Source organism: Pseudomonas sp. CF161, from assembly GCF_000416215.1.
Classification (GTDB): Bacteria; Pseudomonadota; Gammaproteobacteria; order Pseudomonadales; family Pseudomonadaceae; genus Aquipseudomonas.
The window spans coordinates 12,235-30,956 of the sequence record NZ_ATLP01000089.1 but is presented as its reverse complement, the minus strand read 5'-3'; the positions used below and the strand labels follow the sequence as shown (position 1 = coordinate 30,956).

Annotated in this window: 16 protein-coding genes; 14 read left to right on the top strand and 2 right to left on the bottom strand. The window is 65.7% G+C overall.

The window, feature by feature from the left end:
* The first annotated feature begins 362 nt into the window (after window positions 1-362).
* The 14 genes from CF161_RS17480 (at window position 363) to CF161_RS17415 (ending at window position 16,350) form a co-directional block, all read left to right on the top strand.
* The gene (locus CF161_RS17480; RefSeq protein ID WP_020297912.1) at window positions 363-1,418 is read left to right on the top strand and encodes an ABC transporter substrate-binding protein; all 1,056 of its coding nucleotides are present in this window, start codon (window positions 363-365) and stop codon (window positions 1,416-1,418) included.
* A 43-nt stretch (window positions 1,419-1,461) separates the two neighbouring features.
* Complete coding sequence (locus tag CF161_RS17475; RefSeq protein WP_020297911.1) at window positions 1,462-2,193, top strand: class II aldolase/adducin family protein; 732 nt, start codon at window positions 1,462-1,464, stop codon at window positions 2,191-2,193.
* A 35-nt stretch (window positions 2,194-2,228) separates the two neighbouring features.
* Window positions 2,229-3,428, top strand: a complete 1,200-nt coding sequence (locus tag CF161_RS17470; RefSeq protein ID WP_020297910.1) for an LLM class flavin-dependent oxidoreductase — start codon at window positions 2,229-2,231, stop codon at window positions 3,426-3,428.
* Window positions 3,429-3,439: 11 nt separating this feature from the next.
* Window positions 3,440-5,014, top strand: a complete 1,575-nt coding sequence (locus CF161_RS17465) for an ABC transporter substrate-binding protein (RefSeq protein WP_020297909.1) — start codon at window positions 3,440-3,442, stop codon at window positions 5,012-5,014.
* Entirely contained in the window at window positions 5,007-6,083 is a 1,077-nt protein-coding gene (locus tag CF161_RS17460; RefSeq protein WP_020297908.1) for an ABC transporter permease, read from the top strand. Before CF161_RS17465 ends, CF161_RS17460 begins: the two co-directional genes overlap by 8 nt.
* Before the next feature lie 10 nt (window positions 6,084-6,093).
* The gene (locus CF161_RS17455) at window positions 6,094-6,939 is read left to right on the top strand and encodes an ABC transporter permease (RefSeq protein WP_020297907.1); all 846 of its coding nucleotides are present in this window, start codon (window positions 6,094-6,096) and stop codon (window positions 6,937-6,939) included.
* The gene (locus CF161_RS17450) at window positions 6,936-8,738 is read left to right on the top strand and encodes an ABC transporter ATP-binding protein (RefSeq protein WP_020297906.1); all 1,803 of its coding nucleotides are present in this window, start codon (window positions 6,936-6,938) and stop codon (window positions 8,736-8,738) included. The genes CF161_RS17455 and CF161_RS17450 overlap by 4 nt, the downstream gene beginning before the upstream one ends.
* Window positions 8,739-8,881: 143 nt before the next feature.
* Window positions 8,882-10,546 carry an AMP-binding protein gene (locus tag CF161_RS17445; protein ID WP_020297905.1) on the top strand — a complete coding sequence of 555 codons (1,665 nt, stop codon included), beginning with the start codon at window positions 8,882-8,884 and terminating at the stop codon, window positions 10,544-10,546.
* A 16-nt stretch (window positions 10,547-10,562) separates the two neighbouring features.
* The gene (locus CF161_RS17440; protein WP_020297904.1) at window positions 10,563-11,324 is read left to right on the top strand and encodes an SDR family NAD(P)-dependent oxidoreductase; all 762 of its coding nucleotides are present in this window, start codon (window positions 10,563-10,565) and stop codon (window positions 11,322-11,324) included.
* A gap of 15 nt (window positions 11,325-11,339) precedes the next feature.
* Complete coding sequence (locus tag CF161_RS17435; RefSeq protein WP_020297903.1) at window positions 11,340-12,533, top strand: acetyl-CoA C-acyltransferase; 1,194 nt, start codon at window positions 11,340-11,342, stop codon at window positions 12,531-12,533.
* A gap of 9 nt (window positions 12,534-12,542) precedes the next feature.
* Window positions 12,543-13,670 (top strand): acyl-CoA dehydrogenase, encoded by a 1,128-nt coding sequence (locus tag CF161_RS17430; protein WP_020297902.1) that lies wholly within the window; start codon window positions 12,543-12,545, stop codon window positions 13,668-13,670.
* Between the two features lie 14 nt (window positions 13,671-13,684).
* Window positions 13,685-14,458, top strand: a complete 774-nt coding sequence (locus tag CF161_RS17425; RefSeq protein ID WP_020297901.1) for an enoyl-CoA hydratase — start codon at window positions 13,685-13,687, stop codon at window positions 14,456-14,458.
* Window positions 14,459-14,566: 108 nt separating this feature from the next.
* Window positions 14,567-15,343 (top strand): AraC family transcriptional regulator, encoded by a 777-nt coding sequence (locus CF161_RS17420; RefSeq protein WP_020297900.1) that lies wholly within the window; start codon window positions 14,567-14,569, stop codon window positions 15,341-15,343.
* A gap of 101 nt (window positions 15,344-15,444) precedes the next feature.
* Window positions 15,445-16,350, top strand: coding sequence for a DMT family transporter (locus CF161_RS17415; protein WP_020297899.1), 906 nt, complete (start codon window positions 15,445-15,447; stop codon window positions 16,348-16,350).
* 79 nt (window positions 16,351-16,429) lie between these two features.
* On the opposite strand, the gene CF161_RS17410 is transcribed toward CF161_RS17415, so the two are convergent.
* Window positions 16,430-17,581 (bottom strand): acyl-CoA dehydrogenase family protein, encoded by a 1,152-nt coding sequence (locus tag CF161_RS17410; protein ID WP_020297898.1) that lies wholly within the window; start codon window positions 17,579-17,581, stop codon window positions 16,430-16,432.
* A gap of 3 nt (window positions 17,582-17,584) precedes the next feature.
* Window positions 17,585-18,691: an enoyl-CoA hydratase/isomerase family protein gene (locus CF161_RS17405; RefSeq protein ID WP_020297897.1), complete on the bottom strand. Its 1,107-nt coding sequence runs from the start codon at window positions 18,689-18,691 to the stop codon at window positions 17,585-17,587.
* Window positions 18,692-18,722 lie beyond the last annotated feature (31 nt).

Sequence of the window (18,722 nt, the reverse complement as noted above, 5' to 3'; positions counted from 1 at the left end):
CGCCCAGGGCGGCTGGGTGAAACAGCCTTGAGCAAGTTCTGCGCCAGGGCGTTTTTAAAGCCCCGAAAAACCCCTGCAAGCCACGGCCAGCGGGGCCTTGAGCCTGGGCCCAGGGCGCCTGTCGGGCCTCGGTTGCTGCTGGAGCAGCAGTGCCCGGCCGGCTGCTGCTCCGGCAGCAGCAGTCGGTATGCAAAGCTGCTGGCAGACCAGCAATCGGCAACCGGGAGTGCCCGGGGGCAGGGCGCCAGGCCTTGTAAACCGGGGCTTTGCGCTCTTGGCACGGGCGCTGCAATAGCCCTGGCAAGCCATCCACCTTGGCCAGCAGTCACCGCGACTGCCTTGACCCGCCACAGGAGCTCGCCATGACGCTTGCCGCCACACTCGCCGAACCCGTTGCCCAGTCTGCCCTGGAACAGATCTGGTTCACCCGTTGCCCGGTGCCGACCGCCTCCGGGATCGCCTACAAACTGGGCTGGCTCAGCGAAGAATTCGCCGCCGACGGCCTGCCGGTCTCGACCCTGCAGGAGGCCCGCCAGCTGGGCCATCACCACTACGATCACCAGTTGCCCGGGCTGTTTCGCGAAGGCGGCAATGTCCCGGCCCTGGCCGCGCGTGCCGCCGGTTCACCGAGCCGGCTGATCGGCCTGACCTGGATCGAGGAGTGGCAGACCATCCTCGTGCGCCCCGACTCCGGGATCCGCAGCGCCCAGGACTTGAAGGGCAAGCGCCTGGCCCTGCCGGCGTGGGGCGATAGCCGTCCGGGCAGCATCGCCCGGGCCATGAGCCTGCACGGTTACAAAGGCGCCTTGAGCCTGGCCGGCCTGGGTTTCGACGACGTCGAGCTGGTGGAAGTGGCGTTGCAGAACCAGGAGCAGGCCGCCAACCCCCAGGAAGGTTTGCAGCGCCTGTGGTCAGGCCTGGACTACCTGGTGCGCGGTGAAGTCGACGCGGTGTACGTCAAGGGCGCTTCGGCCGCCGACGCCGCGCGGCGCCTGGGGCTGGTGGTGGGCATCGACCTGGACCTGATCGCCGACCCGCGCTACCGCATCAACAACGGCACGCCACGGCCAATCACCGTGCACCAGAGCCTGCTGGACAACCATTTCGAGCTGGTGGTGCGCTTTCTCGCGCAGACCCTGAACGCCGCCGACTGGGCCGCCAACAACCGTGAAGCGCTGAACGCGATTCTCGAGGAAGAAACCCGCGCCGGCAGTGCCGGGGTGGCCGAGGCCTATCGCGGCGCCTTCCACACCACCCTGGCCCCGGACCTGTCGCCCCAGCGCCTGGAGTTCCTCGGGGTGCAAAAAGACTTCCTGTACTTGCACGGCTTCCTCGAACGCGATTTCGCCATCGCCGACTGGGTCGACCCGCGCCCGCTGCAAGCGGCCCATGCACTGCTGGCCAAACGCCGCGCCTGACCCTGAACCCAGCCTTCACCTCAATCCCTATTGGAGAACTGCCATGACCGTGCTTATCCATGAACAACCCATCAGCCAGGAACTGCAGAGCTTTATCGATCAGGTACTGATCGACGCCGAAGAAGCCTTCACCGTGTTCCGCGAAACCCAGACCATCACCGCCAACGGCACCGTGGGCTTTATCGAGCGGGTGCCGGGCCAGGAATTGCTGGTCTCGGTCAACTACGGCGGGCCGTGGAACTACCGCAAGCCGCTGCAGGCCACGGTCACCGACTTTGCGGGCAAGGTGATTTCCGGCAAGGGCAAGGGCGGCCTCGGGCGCTACACCAAGCTGTTCCAGACCCACCCGGACGTGACCACCGTGTCCCACGTGCACTCGCCGTACCTCGGCGCCTGGGCCCAGACCCACCGCACCCTGCCATTCCACTACGTGCCGGTGCAGCGCTACCAGTTGGCCCGGGAACTGCCGGTGTACATCGATCGTCGCCAGCCGGAGGTGGATTTCATCCTCGACAAGATCGCCGAGAACCCCTTCAACCTGGCGATTCTCGAAGCCAACGGCGGCTCCACCGTGTGGGGCAAGCAGGGCCTGCGCGCCACCGCCGAATTCATCCTGTTGCTGGAGGAGGGCGCGCAACTGCAACTGCTGGCCGATGCCCTCGGCGGCTCGCGCCCTTACGGCCCCGGGGTGCTGACCCAGCAATGGAAAATGAGCGGCCTGTTCGAGCGCGCCACCGAACTGGGCCTGGTGCCGGCCATCGACCGCCGCAACTGATCGCGGTCGTCCACTCACTTCAAGGAAGCATGACCATGGCGGTAAAGATTCTCTGGTACCTCACCACCCCTGACGGCCCCTATCCATGGGAGCCCGAAGGCCGTTGGAAGACCGATTTCGAACACCTCAAGCAACTGGCGGTGGCCAGTGACCGGCTGGGCTACTACGGCTCGTTGCTCGGCTCCAGCCCCAATGAAAGCCTGGCGGTGTCGGCGGCCCTGATCGACGCCACCCAGCGCCTGCGTTTTCTGGTGGCGCAACACCCGGGCGAGCTGTCGCCGGCGGTGTTGGCCAAGTGGGCCCTGACCTTTGATCAGTTCTCCAACGGCCGCCTGCTGTTCAACGTGGTCAATGGCAATGACGCGGGCCTGGCGACCCTGGGCGTGCATTACCCCCATGACGAGCGCTACGACTTCAGCCTCGAATACTGGCGTGCTTTCCAGAGCATCTACGCCGGTGAAACCGCAGGCTACGACGGCCGTTACGTGAAACTTGCCCCGCGCGCGCCAGGCGCCGCCAGCCATCCCCTGGGCGGCTGGCATCCGCCCCGGCAGAAGCCGGGCATCCCGTTGTGGGGCGCCGGCACCTCCGGCCCCGGGGTGGCGCATTCGGTGCAGTTGCTCGACGTCTACCTGAGCTTTGCCAACACCCCGCCCAAGCTCGGCGACAAGTTCCGCAAAGTGGCTGCCGAAGCGGCCAAGATCGGCCGTGAGCTGACCTTCGGCACCCGCCTGCAAATCATCGTCCGCGAAACCGCGGAAGAAGCCTGGGCCCACGCCGAGAAACTGCTGCAACGCACCTCGCTGCAAACCGCGCGCAACGCCATCGAGCGCCAACTGCCGCCCGGTGAAACCCTGGACAGCTTCCACAGCGACGACCCGCAGACCCAGCGCAATGTCGAGACCATCCGCGCCGGGCGCCTGCCCAAGGCCCGGGACCTGGAGATCTACCCCAATGTCTGGCTCGGCCCGAGCCTGTTCGGCTTCAACATCCTTGGCCCGGCCGCCGGCACTTACCTGGTGGGCAGCGCGGAGCAGGTGGCTGAGCGTATTCGCGAATACGAGGCCCAGGGCACGTCGGCCTTTATTCTTTCGGGCTTCCCGTTGATCGATGAAGCGCACCGGGTGGCGGACCTGCTGTTCCCGCTGCTGGACCTGGACCACGGCTTCGAGGTGCCGCGACTGGGCGTCACCCCGCGGGCCAAGGCTCAGCCCAGCGCCGTCGAAGCGGTATAGGGGAGAGGGCCATGAGTGAGGCATTTTCGCGGCGGATTTTTCTCGGCAACAGCCTGGCCGTGGGTGGCGGGCTGCTGCTGGGCAGCAGTCTGCTCAGCGGTTGTGACGGCGGCGCGGCACCTGCCGATGGCGCGGCGCTGCTCAGCAGCACACCGGTCCAGGGCGGGCGCTTGCGCATCGGCATTATCGATGGCGACCAGTCCGGCAACCTCGACGCGCACAAGCCGGTGGGCGGCGGGATCATTCGCGGCTGGGCGCTGTACAGCAAGTTCTGGGAGTGGAACCGCGACGTCAGCACGCGCCTGGCCCTGGCCGAGTTCGCCGAACCCAATGCCGATGCCAGCGCCTGGACCATTCGCATCAAGCCTGGGCTGGAGTTCCACCACGGCAAGAGCATTGGCGCCGATGACATGCTGTTTTCGATTCTGCGCCTGACCGACCCGAAACTCGCCTCACCCTTTGCCGGGCTGGTGGGGGCCATCGACCGCACGGCCCTGCGCAAGCTGGATGCGCGCACCATCGAGATCCGCTTCAAGCAGGGCCAGAGCTTCTTCCCCCTGGATGAAACCCTGATCAGCTTTGGCGGCATCGTGCCCACCGACTATGACCCGGTGACCAACCCGGTGGGCGCCGGGCCGTACAGGCTCAAGAGCTTTATCCCGGGCCAGCGCTCGCTCTACAGCCGTTTCGAGAACTACTACAAACCCGGCCAGCCCTATGCCGATGAACTGGAAATCATCGAATTCAAGGACCAGGTGTCACGCGCCGCCGCCCTGCGCGCCGGGCAGATCGACGTGGCCAGCGGGGTCCAGGCCGAGCACAGCGCGCTGCTCAAGGCCGATACCCGGCTCAAGCTCTACGTGTCACCCAGTACCTCATTCACCGGCTTCAACCTGAACCTGGCCAAGGCGCCGTTCCAGGATGAGCGGGTGCGCCAGGCATTCCGCCTGCTGGCCGACCGCCAGGAACTGGTGGACCGCGGCCTCAACGGCTTCGGGCGGATCGCCAACGACCTGTATTCGCCCCACGACCCGACCTACAACCATGCCATCGCCCAGCGCCCCCATGATCTGGACCAGGCGCGCTCCTTGCTGCGCCAGGCCGGGCAGGACGGGTTGCGGGTCGAGCTGACCACCACCCCGGGGCCAGGGGTCAATGCCGCGCTGGTGTTCGCCCAGCAGGCGAAAAAGGCCGGCGTCGAGATCAAGGTGACCCAGGTCGACGGCTCGGTGTTCAACGGCCCGCAGCGGGAAAACTGGCAGCTGTCGCCCGGTGCTACGCCGGCCCGGGGCTTTCTCGCTTCGGCGTTGCACAACGATGCCCCCCAGGCGATCTACAACCGCAGCAACTTCCACGACCCGCGCTTTACCGCGCTCTACCAGCAAGCCCTGGCTCAGCCCGACCTGGAACTGCGCAAGCAGTTGGTGCACGAGGCGCAGGGCATCCAGCACCAGCGCGGCGGCCTGCTGATCTGGGGCTTCAATGATGTGCTGGATGCAGCCTCGACCCGGGTCGGCGGCTTGCAGCCGGAACAGACCACCTTCGCCTCCTGGCGTTTCGACGAGTTGTGGTTGAACCATGCCTGAGCCGACTGTTGCCAACGCTTCCTGCAAGCCCCCACGCACCCCGGCCTGGCTGGCCTGGTTTATCGGGCGCCTGGGCTATGGCCTGCTGACCGCCTGGGTCATCAGCCTGGTGGTGTTTATCGCCACACAGGCGCTGCCCTCGGACCCGGCACGGGTAATCCTCGGTCCCGATGCGCCCCTGGAGAGCATCCTCACCCTGCAACGCCAACTGGGCCTGGACCGGCCGATTCTGGAGCAGTACCTGCGCTGGCTGGGCTCGGCCCTGAGTGGCGAACTGGGGGTGTCTTTGGATTCCAATGCGCCGGTGGCCGATATCCTGTTCGGGCGCTTCGGCTACACCCTGGCCCTGCTCGCCGGGGTCATCGCCCTGGTGGTGCCCCTGGCGTTGCTGCTGGGGGTGGCACTGGCCTTGCGCCGGGACAGCCGGGTCGATCGCTGGAGCCTGTCGCTGCTGATCTTTCTCAAGGCCACCCCGGGCTTTCTCTTGGCCATCGGCCTGGTGCTGCTGTTTTCCATGCCGCACATGGACCTGCTGCCGGCGGTGTCGATCCTCGACCCGGACCAATCCCTGCTGCGCCAATTGCAGTTCCTGGTGTTGCCGGTGCTGGCCCTCGGCCTGTCCGCGCTGCCGTACCTGACGCGCATGGTGCGCGCCTCGATGATCGAGGCCCTGGAGTCGGACTACGTGGTTGCCGCGCGGCTGCGGGGCATTCCGGAGTGGCGCATCGTCTGGCGCCATACCTTGCCCAATGCCCTGATCCCGGCCATTCAGGGCGTGGCCCTGACCCTGCGCACGCTGATTGGCGGCGCGTTGCTGGCCGAGGTGATTTTCAGCTACCCGGGGATTGGCACCTCCCTCAACTCGGCGATCCAGATGCGCGACCTGCCGATGATCCAGGCCATCGTGCTGCTGATCACCCTCGGTGTGGTGCTGATCAACCTGCTGGCCGACCTGTTGACCGTATTGCTGACCCCGAAACTGCGCACCGCGCGCCGGGTGACCATGATTCGCCGCAATCGCCGGGGCATTCAGCCCTGGTGGCGGCGTTCGCCCTCCAAAGCGCCTTGAGAGGTGACCCATGACTGACGTATCAAGTGCCCGCTGGCAGCGCTGGCTGGCCGAACCGCAGACCCGCAAGGGCGCGCTGATCACCCTGTTGCTGGTGGCCCTGGCCTTGTTCGGCCCCTGGCTGGCGCCCCATGCGCCGACCGACATGCTCGGCCAGGTGTACGGCGCGCCGTCGGTCGCGGCGCCCCTGGGCTATGACTTTCTGGGGCATGACGTGCTGTCGCGGCTGCTCAGCGGCGGCCTGTCGGTGCTGTGGATGTCCCTGGCCGCGGCAGCCATCGCCTTGCTGGTGGGCAGCGCCCTGGGCCTGCTGGCCGGCTTTTCACGGCGACGCCTGGACCAGTTGATCACCTGGCTGGCGGATGTGTCCCTGGCGTTTCCGGACCTGATCCTGGTGCTGTTGATTGTCTCGATGCTGGGCCGCGCGCCCTGGCTGATTGTGCTCACCGTGGCCATTGCCTTCACCCCCGGGGTGATCCGCCTGGCCCGGGGCAGCGCGGTGGCGGTGGCCGGCCAGGAGTTTGTCGAGGCGGCGCAGATGATGGGGTATTCGCGGCGGCGGATTCTGCTGCGCGAGATTCTGCCCAACATCCTCACGCCGCTGCTGGTGCATTTCGGCAACATGCTGACCTGGGGCGTGGGCATGCTCTCGGGCTTGAGTTTCCTGGGTTACGGCGTGGCTCCGCCCACCGCCGACTGGGGCTTGATGATCAATGAAAACCAGGCCGGGCTGCTGGTCCAGCCCTGGGCGGTGCTGGCGCCGGCGGTGCTGATCGGGATCTTCGCCTATGGCACCAATATCCTCGCCGAAGGCATCGGCCGCAGCAGCTCACGGATCGGAGACAAACAACCATGAACGCCATCGCCGGGATCGAGACGCCGCGCAGCCTTGTCAGCACCCGAGTGCTGCACGTCACTCAACTGCGGGTCGAACTGCGGGACCAGGTGGACGTGCTGTCGGGGGTGTCCTTCAGCCTCGACGCCGGGGAGATTGTCGGGCTGGTCGGGGAGTCGGGGTCGGGCAAGACCACCCTGGCCACCGCCTTGCTGGCCCATGCCCGACGCGGCGCGCGGATTGTCAGCGGGCGGGTTGAAGTGGCCGGGCAGGCGCTGCTGGAACTGCAGGGCGAGGCCCTGCGCCAGGCCCGGGGCAGCCTGATCGGCTACGTCGCCCAGGACCCGGCCACCGCGCTCAATCCGGCGCTGCGCATTGGCGGCCTGCTGCGCGAAACCCTGGCCGTGCACCAGGTGCGTCTGGACCGCGCGGCCCAGCAACAGCGGATCGTCGAGACCCTGCGCGATGTCGGCTTGCCGGATGACCCGGAGTTTCTGCGGCGCTTTCCCCATCAACTGTCCGGCGGCCAGCAGCAGCGGGTGATGCTGGCCCTGGCATTTGTCCTGCGGCCACGGCTGATTGTGCTGGACGAACCGACCACGGCCCTGGACGTCACCACCCAGGCCCATATCCTCGCCACCCTGCGTCGGCTGTGCAAAAGCCTGGGGGTGGCGGCGGTGTACGTGTCCCACGACCTGGCGGTGATCAAGGACCTGGTGGACCGGGTGATGGTGATGTACGCCGGCCGCCTGGTGGAAATCGCCAGCCGCGAGGCGCTGTTTACCCGGCCCGCGCACCCGTACACCCGGGGGTTGCTGGCGGCGATCCCGGATGTTGCCCAGCGCCGCGAGCTGCTGGCGATTCCTGGGCACGCCCCGGCACCTGGGCAGCGACCGGCCGGTTGCGCCTTCGCTCCCCGCTGCTCGCGGCGACGGGCCGAGTGCAGCGCAGCCGAGCCGCCGCTGCGCGAGCTGTTGGCGCAGCAGCAGGTGGCCTGTGTCGAACCCTATGTGCAGGGCCTGCAACTGACGCCCCAGTTGCCGCTGCTGGCGATTGACGAGCGTGCGCCGCGCCCGGCGTTGCTGGAAATCAACGGCCTGAACCTGGCCTACGACCGCCAGGTGCTGTTCGACGTTTCGCTGCGCCTGCTACCCGGGGAATGCCTGGCGCTGGTGGGCGAATCCGGCTCGGGCAAGACCAGCCTGGCGCGGGCGGTGGCCGGGCTTGGGGAAAATGCCGAGGGCGAGCTGCGCTACGCCGGGCAGCCGCTGAAACTGGCGGCGCGCCAGCGGGCTGCCGGGTTGCGGCACCAGATCCAGTACATCTTCCAGAACCCGTACCGCGCGCTGAACCCGCGGCAAAGCGTGTACCAGACCCTGAGCGCACCCTTGCAGCACTTCTTCGGCATCAAGGGCGCGCCAGCCCGGGAACGGGTCGAGGCGGTGCTCAAGCGGGTGTCGTTGCCGGCCTCGGTGGCCGACCTGTATCCCCACAGCCTGTCCGGTGGCGAGCGGCAGCGGGTGGCCATCGCCCGGGCCCTGATCTGCGAGCCGAAGCTGCTGATCTGCGATGAAATCACCTCGGCCCTGGACGTCTCGGTGCAAGCCTCGATCCTGGCCCTGTTGCGCGAGTTGCAGGCCCAGGGCCTGACCCTGCTGTTTGTCACCCACGACCTGGGGGTAGTGCGGGCCATTGCCGACCGGGTGTTGGTGCTCAAACTCGGGCGGGTGGTGGAGCAGGGCCGGGTGGACGAGGTGCTCGACCGGCCCCAGGCGGCCTACACCCAGACCCTGCTGGAGAATTCGCCGACCCTGGCCTGAGGCGCGCGCCGGGGTCGCCGCCTTGGCCAAACCAGTCACACAACTTGATGGCTTTGACCATTGCCGCAGCAGGCCTGCAGCGCCAGTATTTCCTCGCTTTTATGGTGTTCCCATCCTAATAAGAACAGCGAGGGATTCTGGCGATGCGCGATTACTTGTCTGCCACAACACAGTTCAACTACCAGCACACCGTCGACGCTGCCCTGGCGGGCAACCTGTCGGCACTCAACGCCTGTATCGAATGTTGTGACCGGCATGCCTTGCCGGGCCGCATCGCCCTGTTCTGGGAGGGCCGCGACGGCGCCAGCGCGACCTACACCTTCAGCGAACTGCAAGACAAGGCCGCGCGTTTCGCCAACTTTCTCGTGGCCCAGGGGGTGGGCAAGGGCGACAAGGTCGCCGGCCTGTTGCCACGCAACGTCGAATTGCTGATTACCGTGCTCGCCACCTGGCGCATCGGCGCGGTCTATCAACCGCTGTTTACCGCTTTCGGCCCCAAGGCCATCGAACATCGCCTGAGCAGCTCCGGCGCCGCCCTGGTGGTGACCGATGCGGTCAACCGGCCCAAACTTGCGGAAGTGACCGGCTGCCCGACCATCGCCACCGTCGGCGGGGCCAAGGGCCAGGGCATCGTGCGCGGCGATTTCAGTTTCTGGGCCGAACTGGCCAATTACCCGGCCCGGCATGAGCCGGTGATGATGACCGGCGAGGACCCGTTCCTGCTGATGTTCACCTCGGGCACCACCGGCCCGTCGAAAGCCCTGGAAGTGCCGCTCAAGGCCATCGTCGCGTTCCAGAACTACACCCGCGACGCGGTGGACCTGCGCCCCGAGGACGCGTTCTGGAACGTCGCCGACCCGGGTTGGGCCTATGGCATTTATTTTGGCGTCACCGGGCCCCTGGGCCTGGGCCATCCGATCACCTTCTACGATGGCCCGTTCACCCTCGAAAGCACCTGCCGGGTGATCAACAAGTACGGCATCAGTAACCTCACCGGTTCGCCCACCGCTTACCGCCTGCTGATTGCCGGCGGCGACGACTTTGCCCGTTCGATCAAGGGCCGCCTGCGCATTGTCAGCAGCGCCGGCGAGCCGCTGAACCCGGAAGTGATCCGCTGGTTTGCCGACAACCTGGGGGTGGTGATCCACGACCATTACGGCCAGACCGAGCTGGGCATGGTGCTGTGCAACCACCACGGCCTGGACCATCCGGTGCATGTCGGCGCTGCTGGCTTCGCTTCGCCGGGGCACCGCATCGTGGTGCTGGACGACGATTACCAGGAGCTGGGCGTCGGCCAGCCGGGGATTCTCGCGGTCGACCGCACGCAGTCGCCGATGTGCTGGTTCGCCGGCTACCAGGGCGCGCCGACCAAGGCCTTTGTCGGCAACTATTACCTGAGCGGCGACACCGTTGAGCTCAACCCCGACGGCAGCATCAGCTTTGTCGGGCGCAGTGATGACGTGATCACAACCTCCGGTTATCGGGTGGGCCCGTTCGACGTCGAAAGCGCGCTGATCGAGCACCCGGCGGTGGTCGAAGCTGCGGTGGTGGGCAAGCCGGACCCGGAGCGCACCGAACTGGTCAAGGCCTTTGTCGTGCTCAGCAATCAGTACCGCGCCGCGCCGGAGCTGGCCGAGGAACTGCGCCAGCATGTGCGCAAGCGCCTGGCCGCGCACTCGTACCCCCGTGAAATCGAATTTGTCAGCGAGTTGCCGAAAACCCCAAGCGGCAAATTGCAGCGCTTTATCTTGCGCAACCAGGAGATCGCCAAGGCTCAAGAGGCCGCGGCGCACAACGCTCAAGCTTGAACCCAAGGAAATAATGATGCAGATCGAAAACAAGGTTTTTCTCGTCAGTGGCGGTGCTTCCGGCCTTGGCGCCGCCAGCGCCGAGATGCTGGTGGCCGCGGGTGCCAAGGTGATGCTGGTGGACCTCAATGCCGAGGCCGTGGCGGCCCAGGCGCAGAAGCTCGGCTGCCACAGCGTGGTGGCCGACATCAGCCAGGAAGCCGCTGCCGAAGCGGCGGTGCAGGCGACCCTGAAAGCCTTTGGCGCGCTGCACGGCCTGATCAACTGCGCCGGCATCGTGCGCGGCGAGAAGATCCTCGGCAAACACGGGCCCCATGCCCTGGCCAGCTTCAGCCAGGTGATCAACGTCAACCTGATCGGCAGCTTCAACCTGCTGCGCCTGGCCGCTGCCGCCATCGCTGAAAGCGAAGCCAATGCCGATGGCGAGCGTGGAGTGATCATCAACACCGCCTCGGCCGCCGCCTTCGACGGCCAGATCGGCCAGGCGGCCTACGCGGCCTCCAAGGGCGCGATCGCCAGCCTGACCTTGCCCGCCGCCCGCGAATTGGCGCGCTTTGGCATCCGGGTGATGACCATCGCCCCGGGCATTTTCGAAACCCCGATGATGGCCGGCATGAGCGATGACGTGCGCGCCGGCCTGGCGGCGGGTGTGCCATTCCCGCCACGCCTGGGCAAACCCGCGGAATACGCGGCGCTGGCCCGGCATATCATTGAAAACAGCATGCTCAACGGTGAGGTGATCCGTCTCGACGGTGCCTTGCGCATGGCCGCCAAATAAGCAGGAGATTGCCCCATGAACACCTCTCAGGATCCCATTGTTATTGTCAGCGCCGTCCGCACCCCCATGGGCGGCTTTCAAGGTGAACTCAAGAGCCTGACCGCGCCGCAACTGGGCGCTGCGGCCATCCGCGCCGCCGTGGAACGCGCCGGCGTGGCCAGCGACGCAGTGGACGAAGTGCTGTTCGGCTGTGTCCTGCCGGCCGGCCTCGGCCAGGCTCCGGCGCGCCAGGCAGCCCTGGGCGCGGGGCTGGATAAAGCCACGCGCTGCACCACCCTGAACAAAATGTGCGGCTCGGGCATGGAGGCCGCGATCCTGGCCCACGACATGCTCCTGGCCGGCAGCGCCGAGGTGGTGGTGGCCGGGGGCATGGAAAGCATGTCCAACGCGCCATACCTGCTGGACCGCGCCCGCAGCGGCTACCGCATGGGCCACGGCCGGGTCATTGACCATATGTTCCTCGATGGCCTGGAAGACGCCTACGACAAGGGCCGGCTGATGGGCACCTTTGCCGAAGACTGCGCCCAGGAACACGGCTTCAGCCGTGAAGCCCAGGACGCGTTCGCCATTGCCTCCACCACCCGCGCGCAACAGGCGATCCAGGACGGCAGCTTCAAGGCCGAGATCGTGCCGCTGAGCGTCACCGTCGGCAAAGAGCAGGTGCTGATCAGCCATGACGAACAGCCGCCCAAGGCCAAGCTGGACAAGATTGCCTCGCTGAAACCAGCGTTCCGCGACGGGGGCACGGTCACCGCCGCCAACTCCAGTTCGATCTCCGACGGCGCGGCGGCCCTGCTGTTGATGCGTCGCTCCCAGGCGCAGAAACTCGGGCTCAAGCCGCTGGCGGTGATCCACGGCCACGCGGCATTTGCCGACACCCCGGGGCTGTTCCCGGTAGCCCCGGTGGGTGCGATCAAGAAATTGATGCAGAAAACCGGCTGGTCCCTGGATCAGGTCGACCTGTTTGAAATCAACGAAGCCTTTGCCGTGGTCAGTCTGGTCACCATGAGCAAGCTGGAAATCCCCCACGACAAGGTCAACGTGCACGGCGGCGCCTGCGCCCTGGGCCACCCGATCGGTGCCTCGGGGGCGCGGATCCTGGTGACCCTGCTGTCGGCCCTGCGCCAGAAAAACCTGAAGCACGGCGTTGCGGCCATCTGCATCGGCGGCGGTGAAGCCACGGCCATGGCCGTTGAATGCCTGTATTGAGGACGTGCCATGTTGCCCAATGACGAACAACTGCAGATCAGCGAAGCGGCCCGGCAATTTGCCCAGGAACGGCTGAAACCGTTCGCCGCCGAGTGGGATCGCGAACACCGCTTCCCCAAGGAGGCCATCGGCGAGATGGCCGAGCTGGGCTTTTTCGGCATGCTGGTGCCGGAGCAGTGGGGCGGTTGCGACACCGGCTACCTGGCCTACGCCATGGCCCTGGAAGAAATCGCCGCTGGCGACGGTGCCTGCTCGACCATCATGAGCGTGCACAACTCGGTGGGTTGCGTGCCGATCCTCAAATTTGGCAACGATGAGCAGAAGGAGCGTTTTCTCACGCCCCTGGCCAGCGGCGCCATGCTCGGCGCCTTCGCCCTCACCGAACCCCAGGCCGGCTCCGATGCCAGCAGCCTGAAAACCCGGGCCCGGCTGGCGGGCGATCACTACGTGCTCAACGGCTGCAAGCAGTTCATCACCTCCGGGCAGAACGCCGGGGTGGTGATTGTGTTCGCGGTCACCGACCCGACGGCGGGCAAGCGCGGGATCAGCGCGTTTATCGTGCCCACCAACTCGCCGGGCTATAAGGTGGCGCGGGTCGAGGACAAACTCGGCCAGCATGCCTCTGACACCTGCCAGATTCTGTTTGAAGACGTGAAGGTGCCGCTGGCCAACCGCCTGGGCGAGGAGGGCGAGGGTTATCGCATCGCCCTGGCCAACCTCGAAGGCGGGCGCGTGGGCATTGCCTCGCAATCGGTGGGCATGGCCCGCGCCGCCTTCGAAGCGGCCCGGGACTACGCCCGGGAACGGGACAGCTTCGGCAAGCCGATCATCGAGCACCAGGCGGTGGCGTTCCGCCTGGCGGACATGGCGACCCAGATCGCCGTCGCGCGGCAGATGGTGCATTACGCCGCCGCCCTGCGCGACAGTGGCAAGCCGGCCCTGGTCGAGGCGTCGATGGCCAAGCTGTTCGCCTCGGAAATGGCCGAGAAAGTCTGTTCCTCGGCATTGCAAACCCTGGGCGGTTACGGTTACCTGAGCGACTTTCCGCTGGAGCGCATCTACCGCGACGTGCGGGTTTGCCAGATCTACGAAGGCACCAGCGATATTCAGCGCATGGTCATTTCGCGCAATCTTTGAGAAGGAGCTGCTTCATGAGTTACGAAACGATTCTGCTGGACGTCCAGGGCCGCGTCGGCCTGATCACCCTCAACCGTCCGCAGGCGCTGAACGCGCTCAATGCGCAGATCGTCAGCGAACTGAACCAGGCCCTGGACAGCCTGGAGGCCAACCCGGGTATCGGCTGCATCGTGCTCACCGGCTCGAAAAAAGCTTTTGCCGCCGGCGCCGACATCAAGGAAATGGCCGAGCTGAGCTACCCGCAGATCTACCTCGACGACCTGTTCAGCGACAGCGACCGCGTGGCCAACCGCCGCAAGCCGATCATCGCTGCAGTCAATGGCTTCGCCCTGGGCGGTGGCTGTGAACTGGCGCTGATGTGCGACTTTATCCTGGCCGGCGACAACGCCAAGTTCGGTCAGCCGGAAATCAACCTCGGCGTGCTGCCGGGCATGGGCGGCACCCAGCGCCTGACCCGCGCCGTGGGCAAGGCCAAGGCCATGGAAATGTGCCTGACCGGACGCTTTATCGACGCCGTGGAAGCTGAACGTTGCGGCATCGTCGCGCGCGTCGTGCCCGCGGATGAACTGCTGGATGAAGCCCTGAAAGTCGCCACCCTGATCGCCGGCAAGTCCGTACCGATCAGCATGATGATCAAGGAAAGCGTCAACCGCGCCTTTGAAGTCAGCCTTTCCGAAGGTGTACGCTTCGAGCGCCGGGTGTTCCACGCGGCGTTCGCCACCCAGGACCAGAAGGAAGGCATGGCGGCGTTTATTGCCAAGCGCACGCCTGAGTTCAAGGACCAGTAACCCACGCCACCGCTCAAGCCGGGGGCAGACGAGCCCCCGGCTTGAGCGTTTGTGGCCAGGCAGTGGCAGCGCTAAAGGCCTTCAAACGCAAGTACAAGGAGAGCATGGATGAGCGCTACCGCCCCCCAATCCTTCGCTTTCGCCGTGCGCTCCTATTCCGGTCAGGTGGAGCTTCACCAACACGATTTTCATCAAATCGTCCTGCCGCAGTCCGGCTCGATGGAAATTGAGGTCGATGGACGAGGAGGCAAGGTCGATGCAAGCCAGGGGGTGGTGATCGCCGCGGGCGCCCGCCATACCTTCCTGGCCAACCACTGCAACAGCTTCCTGGTACTGGATGTGCTGACCCAGGAGTCCCAAGGGCCGAAAAGCGCCGCGCCATTGTTTGACCCGCTCAGTGACAAACGTTTTTTCGCCGTCAGGCCCGATATCCGGCATCTGCTGGATTACGCGAGCAGCTACGGCGCAGGGTTAACCCGTTCGCCGGCGATGGTCGAGCCATGGAGCCGATTGCTGCTGTGCTCTTTGTTGCAGCCCGATGCGGCACCGAACAATCCCGGGCAATTCATCCTCGCCAGGGCGCAGGCCTACATTGAGCGGCATCTGAGCACCCCCATGACGGTGCGTGACATCGCCCGAAATGCAGGCGCCAGCGAGCGGCGCCTCTATGTCCTGTTCGGCCAGCACCTGAAAACAACCCCGTTTGCCCATATCGCGACGCTGCGCCTGAACCTGGCCATCGACCTGCTGCGCCAGACCTCGTTGTCGATCATTGATATTGCCCATCGCGCGGGTTATGCCGACCAGAGTGCGCTGACCCACGCCCTGAAAAAAGCCCGCAACCTGACCCCCGCCTCGGTGCGTAAACAAGCGCGCGAGCACTGAAAACGGCAGCCCCGAACAAATTGCTGGCAGCCTCTATCAATACCCAGTCGCGCAACCTCTCTATTGTTCGCCGATGAGGATCATCCGCAGACGGGGCTTGCATGAACACTTCCAATCCATCCATCACCCTCGCCAAGGGGGCCGCAGGTGCCACCTTGATTGGGGTGATTGCCGTGTTTTTATGGGCGTGCCTGGCGCTGCTGACCACCCTGACCGCAGGTATCCCGCCGTTTCAGCTGCTGGCATCGAGCTTCGCGGTCGCGTTCCTGGCCAGCCTGTGCATCCTCGGCCTGCGCGGTGCGGGAGGATTCAGCAGCTGGCGCCAGCCTGGGTCTGTGTGGGCAACGGGGTTCGCCGGGATTTTCGTCTATCACGCCTTGTATTTCTTTGCCCTGAAAGTCGCTCCCGCTGCTGAAGCGAGCCTTATCGCCTACCTGTGGCCGCTGCTGATGGTGTTGCTGTCGAGCTTTTCAAGCGGCGAGTCGCTGGGCAAGCGCCAACTGCTGGGCGCCTTGCTCGGCCTTGGGGGAACCGCCTTCATCATGCAACAGCGCGCCCACAGTGAAAGCGTGGCGATGCCGGTTCTCGGCTACGCCGCGGCCTTTGCCTGCGCCTGGGTCTGGTCGATTTATTCGGTCGTCAACCGACGTTTCAGCGATGTCCCGAGCAGCATCATCGGTGGTATCTGCGGTTTGGTAGCGGTCGCCGGGTTGCTCTGCCACCTGGCCTTCGAAACCACGGTCAAGCCTGATGCGGCCCAATGGGCGGCGACTATCGCCCTGGGGCTGGGCCCGGTAGGCCTGGCTTTTTTTGCCTGGGATCACGCCACCAAGCACGGCCACCTGGCGATGCTCGGGGCCTTGTCTTACCTGGCGCCATTGTTCTCCACGCTGCTGCTGATTGCCGTGGGCCAAAGCGATGCCAAGCCGATCCTGATAATCCCTGCGGTGCTGATCATCACGGGGGCGGTCATTGCCACTTCACGCTCAGGCAAGACCTCGGGGTGATTTTGAGCGCTGGTTGGATAGCGGCCCCCATGAAAAATCGCAGCCGTGGCTGCGATTTTTTTGCTTCGGGGATGGCCGATTACAACTGATAGTGCTTCAACTCCCGGGCAATCAGCATGCGCTGAATCTCGCTCGAGCCTTCGTAGATCTGGGTAATCCGTGCATCGCGGTAGTAGCGCTCCACCGGATAGTCCTCCAGGTACCCGTAGCCACCATGGATCTGCATCGCCGAGGAGCAGACTTTCTCGGCGATTTCCGAGGCGAACAGTTTGGCCTGGGACGCTTCCGACAGGCACGGCTTGCCGGCGCTGCGCAACCGCGCGGCATGCAGGATCAACAGGCGCGCCGCGTTGAGGCGGGTCTGCATGTCGGCCAGCATATTGGCGATGCTCTGGTGTTCGATGATCGGCTTGTCGAACTGCACCCGGTCGCGGGAGTAGGCCAGGGCGGCTTCAAAGGCGGCGCGGGCGATGCCCAGGGCCTGGGCGGCAATGCCGATGCGGCCGCCTTCAAGGTTGGACAGGGCAATGGCCAGGCCCTTGCCGCGTTCTCCCAGCAGGTTGGCTTCGGGGATGGTGCAGTTGTTGAGGGTCACGGCGCAGGTGTCGGAGGCGCGGATGCCCATCTTGTGTTCGGTGCGATCGACGATAAAACCCGGGGTGTCGGTGGGCACCAGGAACGCCGACAGGCCTTTCTTGCCCAGTTCCGGGTCGGTCACCGCAAACACGATGGCCAGCTTGGCGCGCTTGCCATTGCTGACGAACTGCTTGGCGCCGTTGATCACCCACTGGCCGTCGCGCAGTTCGGCGCGGGTGCGCAGGTTGTGCGCTTCGGAGCCGGCCTGGGGTTCGGTCAGGCAAAAGCAGCCAATGCTCTGGCCGCTGGCCAGTTGCGCGAGCCAGGTCTGCTTTTGCGCTTCGCTGCCGTAATTGAGGATCGGCCCGCAGCCCACCGAGTTGTGGATGCTCATCAGCGCGCCGGTGGCGCCGTCGCCGGCGGAGATTTCTTCGACCGCCAGGGCATAGGCCACGTAGTCGACGTACGTGCCACCCCATTCCTCGGGCACCACCATGCCCAACAGGCCCAGCTCGCCCATCTTCGCCACCAGGGCGTCGTCGATCCAGCCGGCCTTTTCCCAGGCTTGGGCGTGGGGGGCGATTTCACCGCGGGCAAAATCCCGGGCCATGTCGCGGATCATCACTTGTTCTTCGGTCAGTTCAATGTCGTGCATGGCTCAGCTCCCGCTGGTGTCGAAGCCGCTGAAGAAACTCGCCACGTGCCCGGCGTCGAGCGCCTGCAGGGTCGGCGGGTTCCAGCGCGGAGTCTTGTCTTTGTCGATCAGCAAGGCGCGCACGCCTTCGATCAGGTCGCCGCGCTCGAACCACTGACGGTCCAGGTGCAGTTCCAGGGCGAAGCAGTGTTCCAGGCTCAGCTGGCGGCCGCGGCGCAGCATCTCCAGGGTCACGGCCATGGCCAGGGGCGAGCGGCTTTCCAGCAGGTCGGCGGTGGCGTGGGCCCATTCGCGGCTGTCGCCGAGGCTGACCTCGCGCAGTTGCTCGACGATGCTCGGCACGTCGGGCAGGGCGAAGTAATGGTCGATGGCCGGGCGCAGGGCGGCCAGGGGCGCATCCGGCAGTTGCTGCACACCGAGCTTGGCCAGCACCCCTTGCAGGTCCTTGAGCGGCATATCGCTCCATTGCAGGTGGTCGAGGCGCTGGTCAAGCAGGCCCAGCCGGTCGCTGTCCAGGTGCCAGTCGGCGAGCCCGCAGTACAGGGCATCGGCGGCGCGAATCTGCACACCGCTCACGCCCAGGTACAGGCCCAGCTCCCCAGGAATGCGCGACAGGAAGTAACTGCCGCCGACGTCAGGGAAGTAGCCGATGGCCACTTCCGGCATCGCCAGGCGGCTGCGTTCGGTGACCACCCGCAGATCGGCGCCTTGCACCAGGCCCATGCCGCCGCCGAGGACAAAGCCGTCCATCAGCGCCAGCACCGGCTTGCGGTAATGGTGGATTGCCAGGTCCAGGGCATATTCCTCGACGAAGAAGTCCTGGTGCAGGGTCTGGCCGTTCTTGAAGCTGTCGTACAGCGAGCGGATATCGCCGCCGGCACAAAAGGCTTTTTCCCCGGCGCCGCGCAAGACCACCGCGTGCACCTGCGGGTCCTGGGCCCAGGCATCGAGTTGCTGCTGCAAGGTGCGCACCATCTGCAGGGTGATGGCGTTGAGACCGGCGGGGCGGTTGAGGGTCAGGTGGCCGATGTGGTTGCGGACCTCGACCAGCACTTCGTTGCACGTGCTGTCGATGTCCCGTGTCGCCTGGGATGAAACCTGAGCAGTCATCACTAACTCCCTGCTTTTATTGTTCTTTATA

Coding starts and splice junctions, on each gene's coding strand:
- CF161_RS17480 (WP_020297912.1), top strand. CDS start 363: ATGACGCTTGCCGCCACACTCGCCGAACCCGTTGCCCAGTCTGCCCTG.
- CF161_RS17475 (WP_020297911.1), top strand. CDS start 1,462: ATGACCGTGCTTATCCATGAACAACCCATCAGCCAGGAACTGCAGAGC.
- CF161_RS17470 (WP_020297910.1), top strand. CDS start 2,229: ATGGCGGTAAAGATTCTCTGGTACCTCACCACCCCTGACGGCCCCTAT.
- CF161_RS17465 (WP_020297909.1), top strand. CDS start 3,440: ATGAGTGAGGCATTTTCGCGGCGGATTTTTCTCGGCAACAGCCTGGCC.
- CF161_RS17460 (WP_020297908.1), top strand. CDS start 5,007: ATGCCTGAGCCGACTGTTGCCAACGCTTCCTGCAAGCCCCCACGCACC.
- CF161_RS17455 (WP_020297907.1), top strand. CDS start 6,094: ATGACTGACGTATCAAGTGCCCGCTGGCAGCGCTGGCTGGCCGAACCG.
- CF161_RS17450 (WP_020297906.1), top strand. CDS start 6,936: ATGAACGCCATCGCCGGGATCGAGACGCCGCGCAGCCTTGTCAGCACC.
- CF161_RS17445 (WP_020297905.1), top strand. CDS start 8,882: ATGCGCGATTACTTGTCTGCCACAACACAGTTCAACTACCAGCACACC.
- CF161_RS17440 (WP_020297904.1), top strand. CDS start 10,563: ATGCAGATCGAAAACAAGGTTTTTCTCGTCAGTGGCGGTGCTTCCGGC.
- CF161_RS17435 (WP_020297903.1), top strand. CDS start 11,340: ATGAACACCTCTCAGGATCCCATTGTTATTGTCAGCGCCGTCCGCACC.
- CF161_RS17430 (WP_020297902.1), top strand. CDS start 12,543: ATGTTGCCCAATGACGAACAACTGCAGATCAGCGAAGCGGCCCGGCAA.
- CF161_RS17425 (WP_020297901.1), top strand. CDS start 13,685: ATGAGTTACGAAACGATTCTGCTGGACGTCCAGGGCCGCGTCGGCCTG.
- CF161_RS17420 (WP_020297900.1), top strand. CDS start 14,567: ATGAGCGCTACCGCCCCCCAATCCTTCGCTTTCGCCGTGCGCTCCTAT.
- CF161_RS17415 (WP_020297899.1), top strand. CDS start 15,445: ATGAACACTTCCAATCCATCCATCACCCTCGCCAAGGGGGCCGCAGGT.
- CF161_RS17410 (WP_020297898.1), bottom strand. CDS start 17,581: ATGCACGACATTGAACTGACCGAAGAACAAGTGATGATCCGCGACATG.
- CF161_RS17405 (WP_020297897.1), bottom strand. CDS start 18,691: ATGACTGCTCAGGTTTCATCCCAGGCGACACGGGACATCGACAGCACG.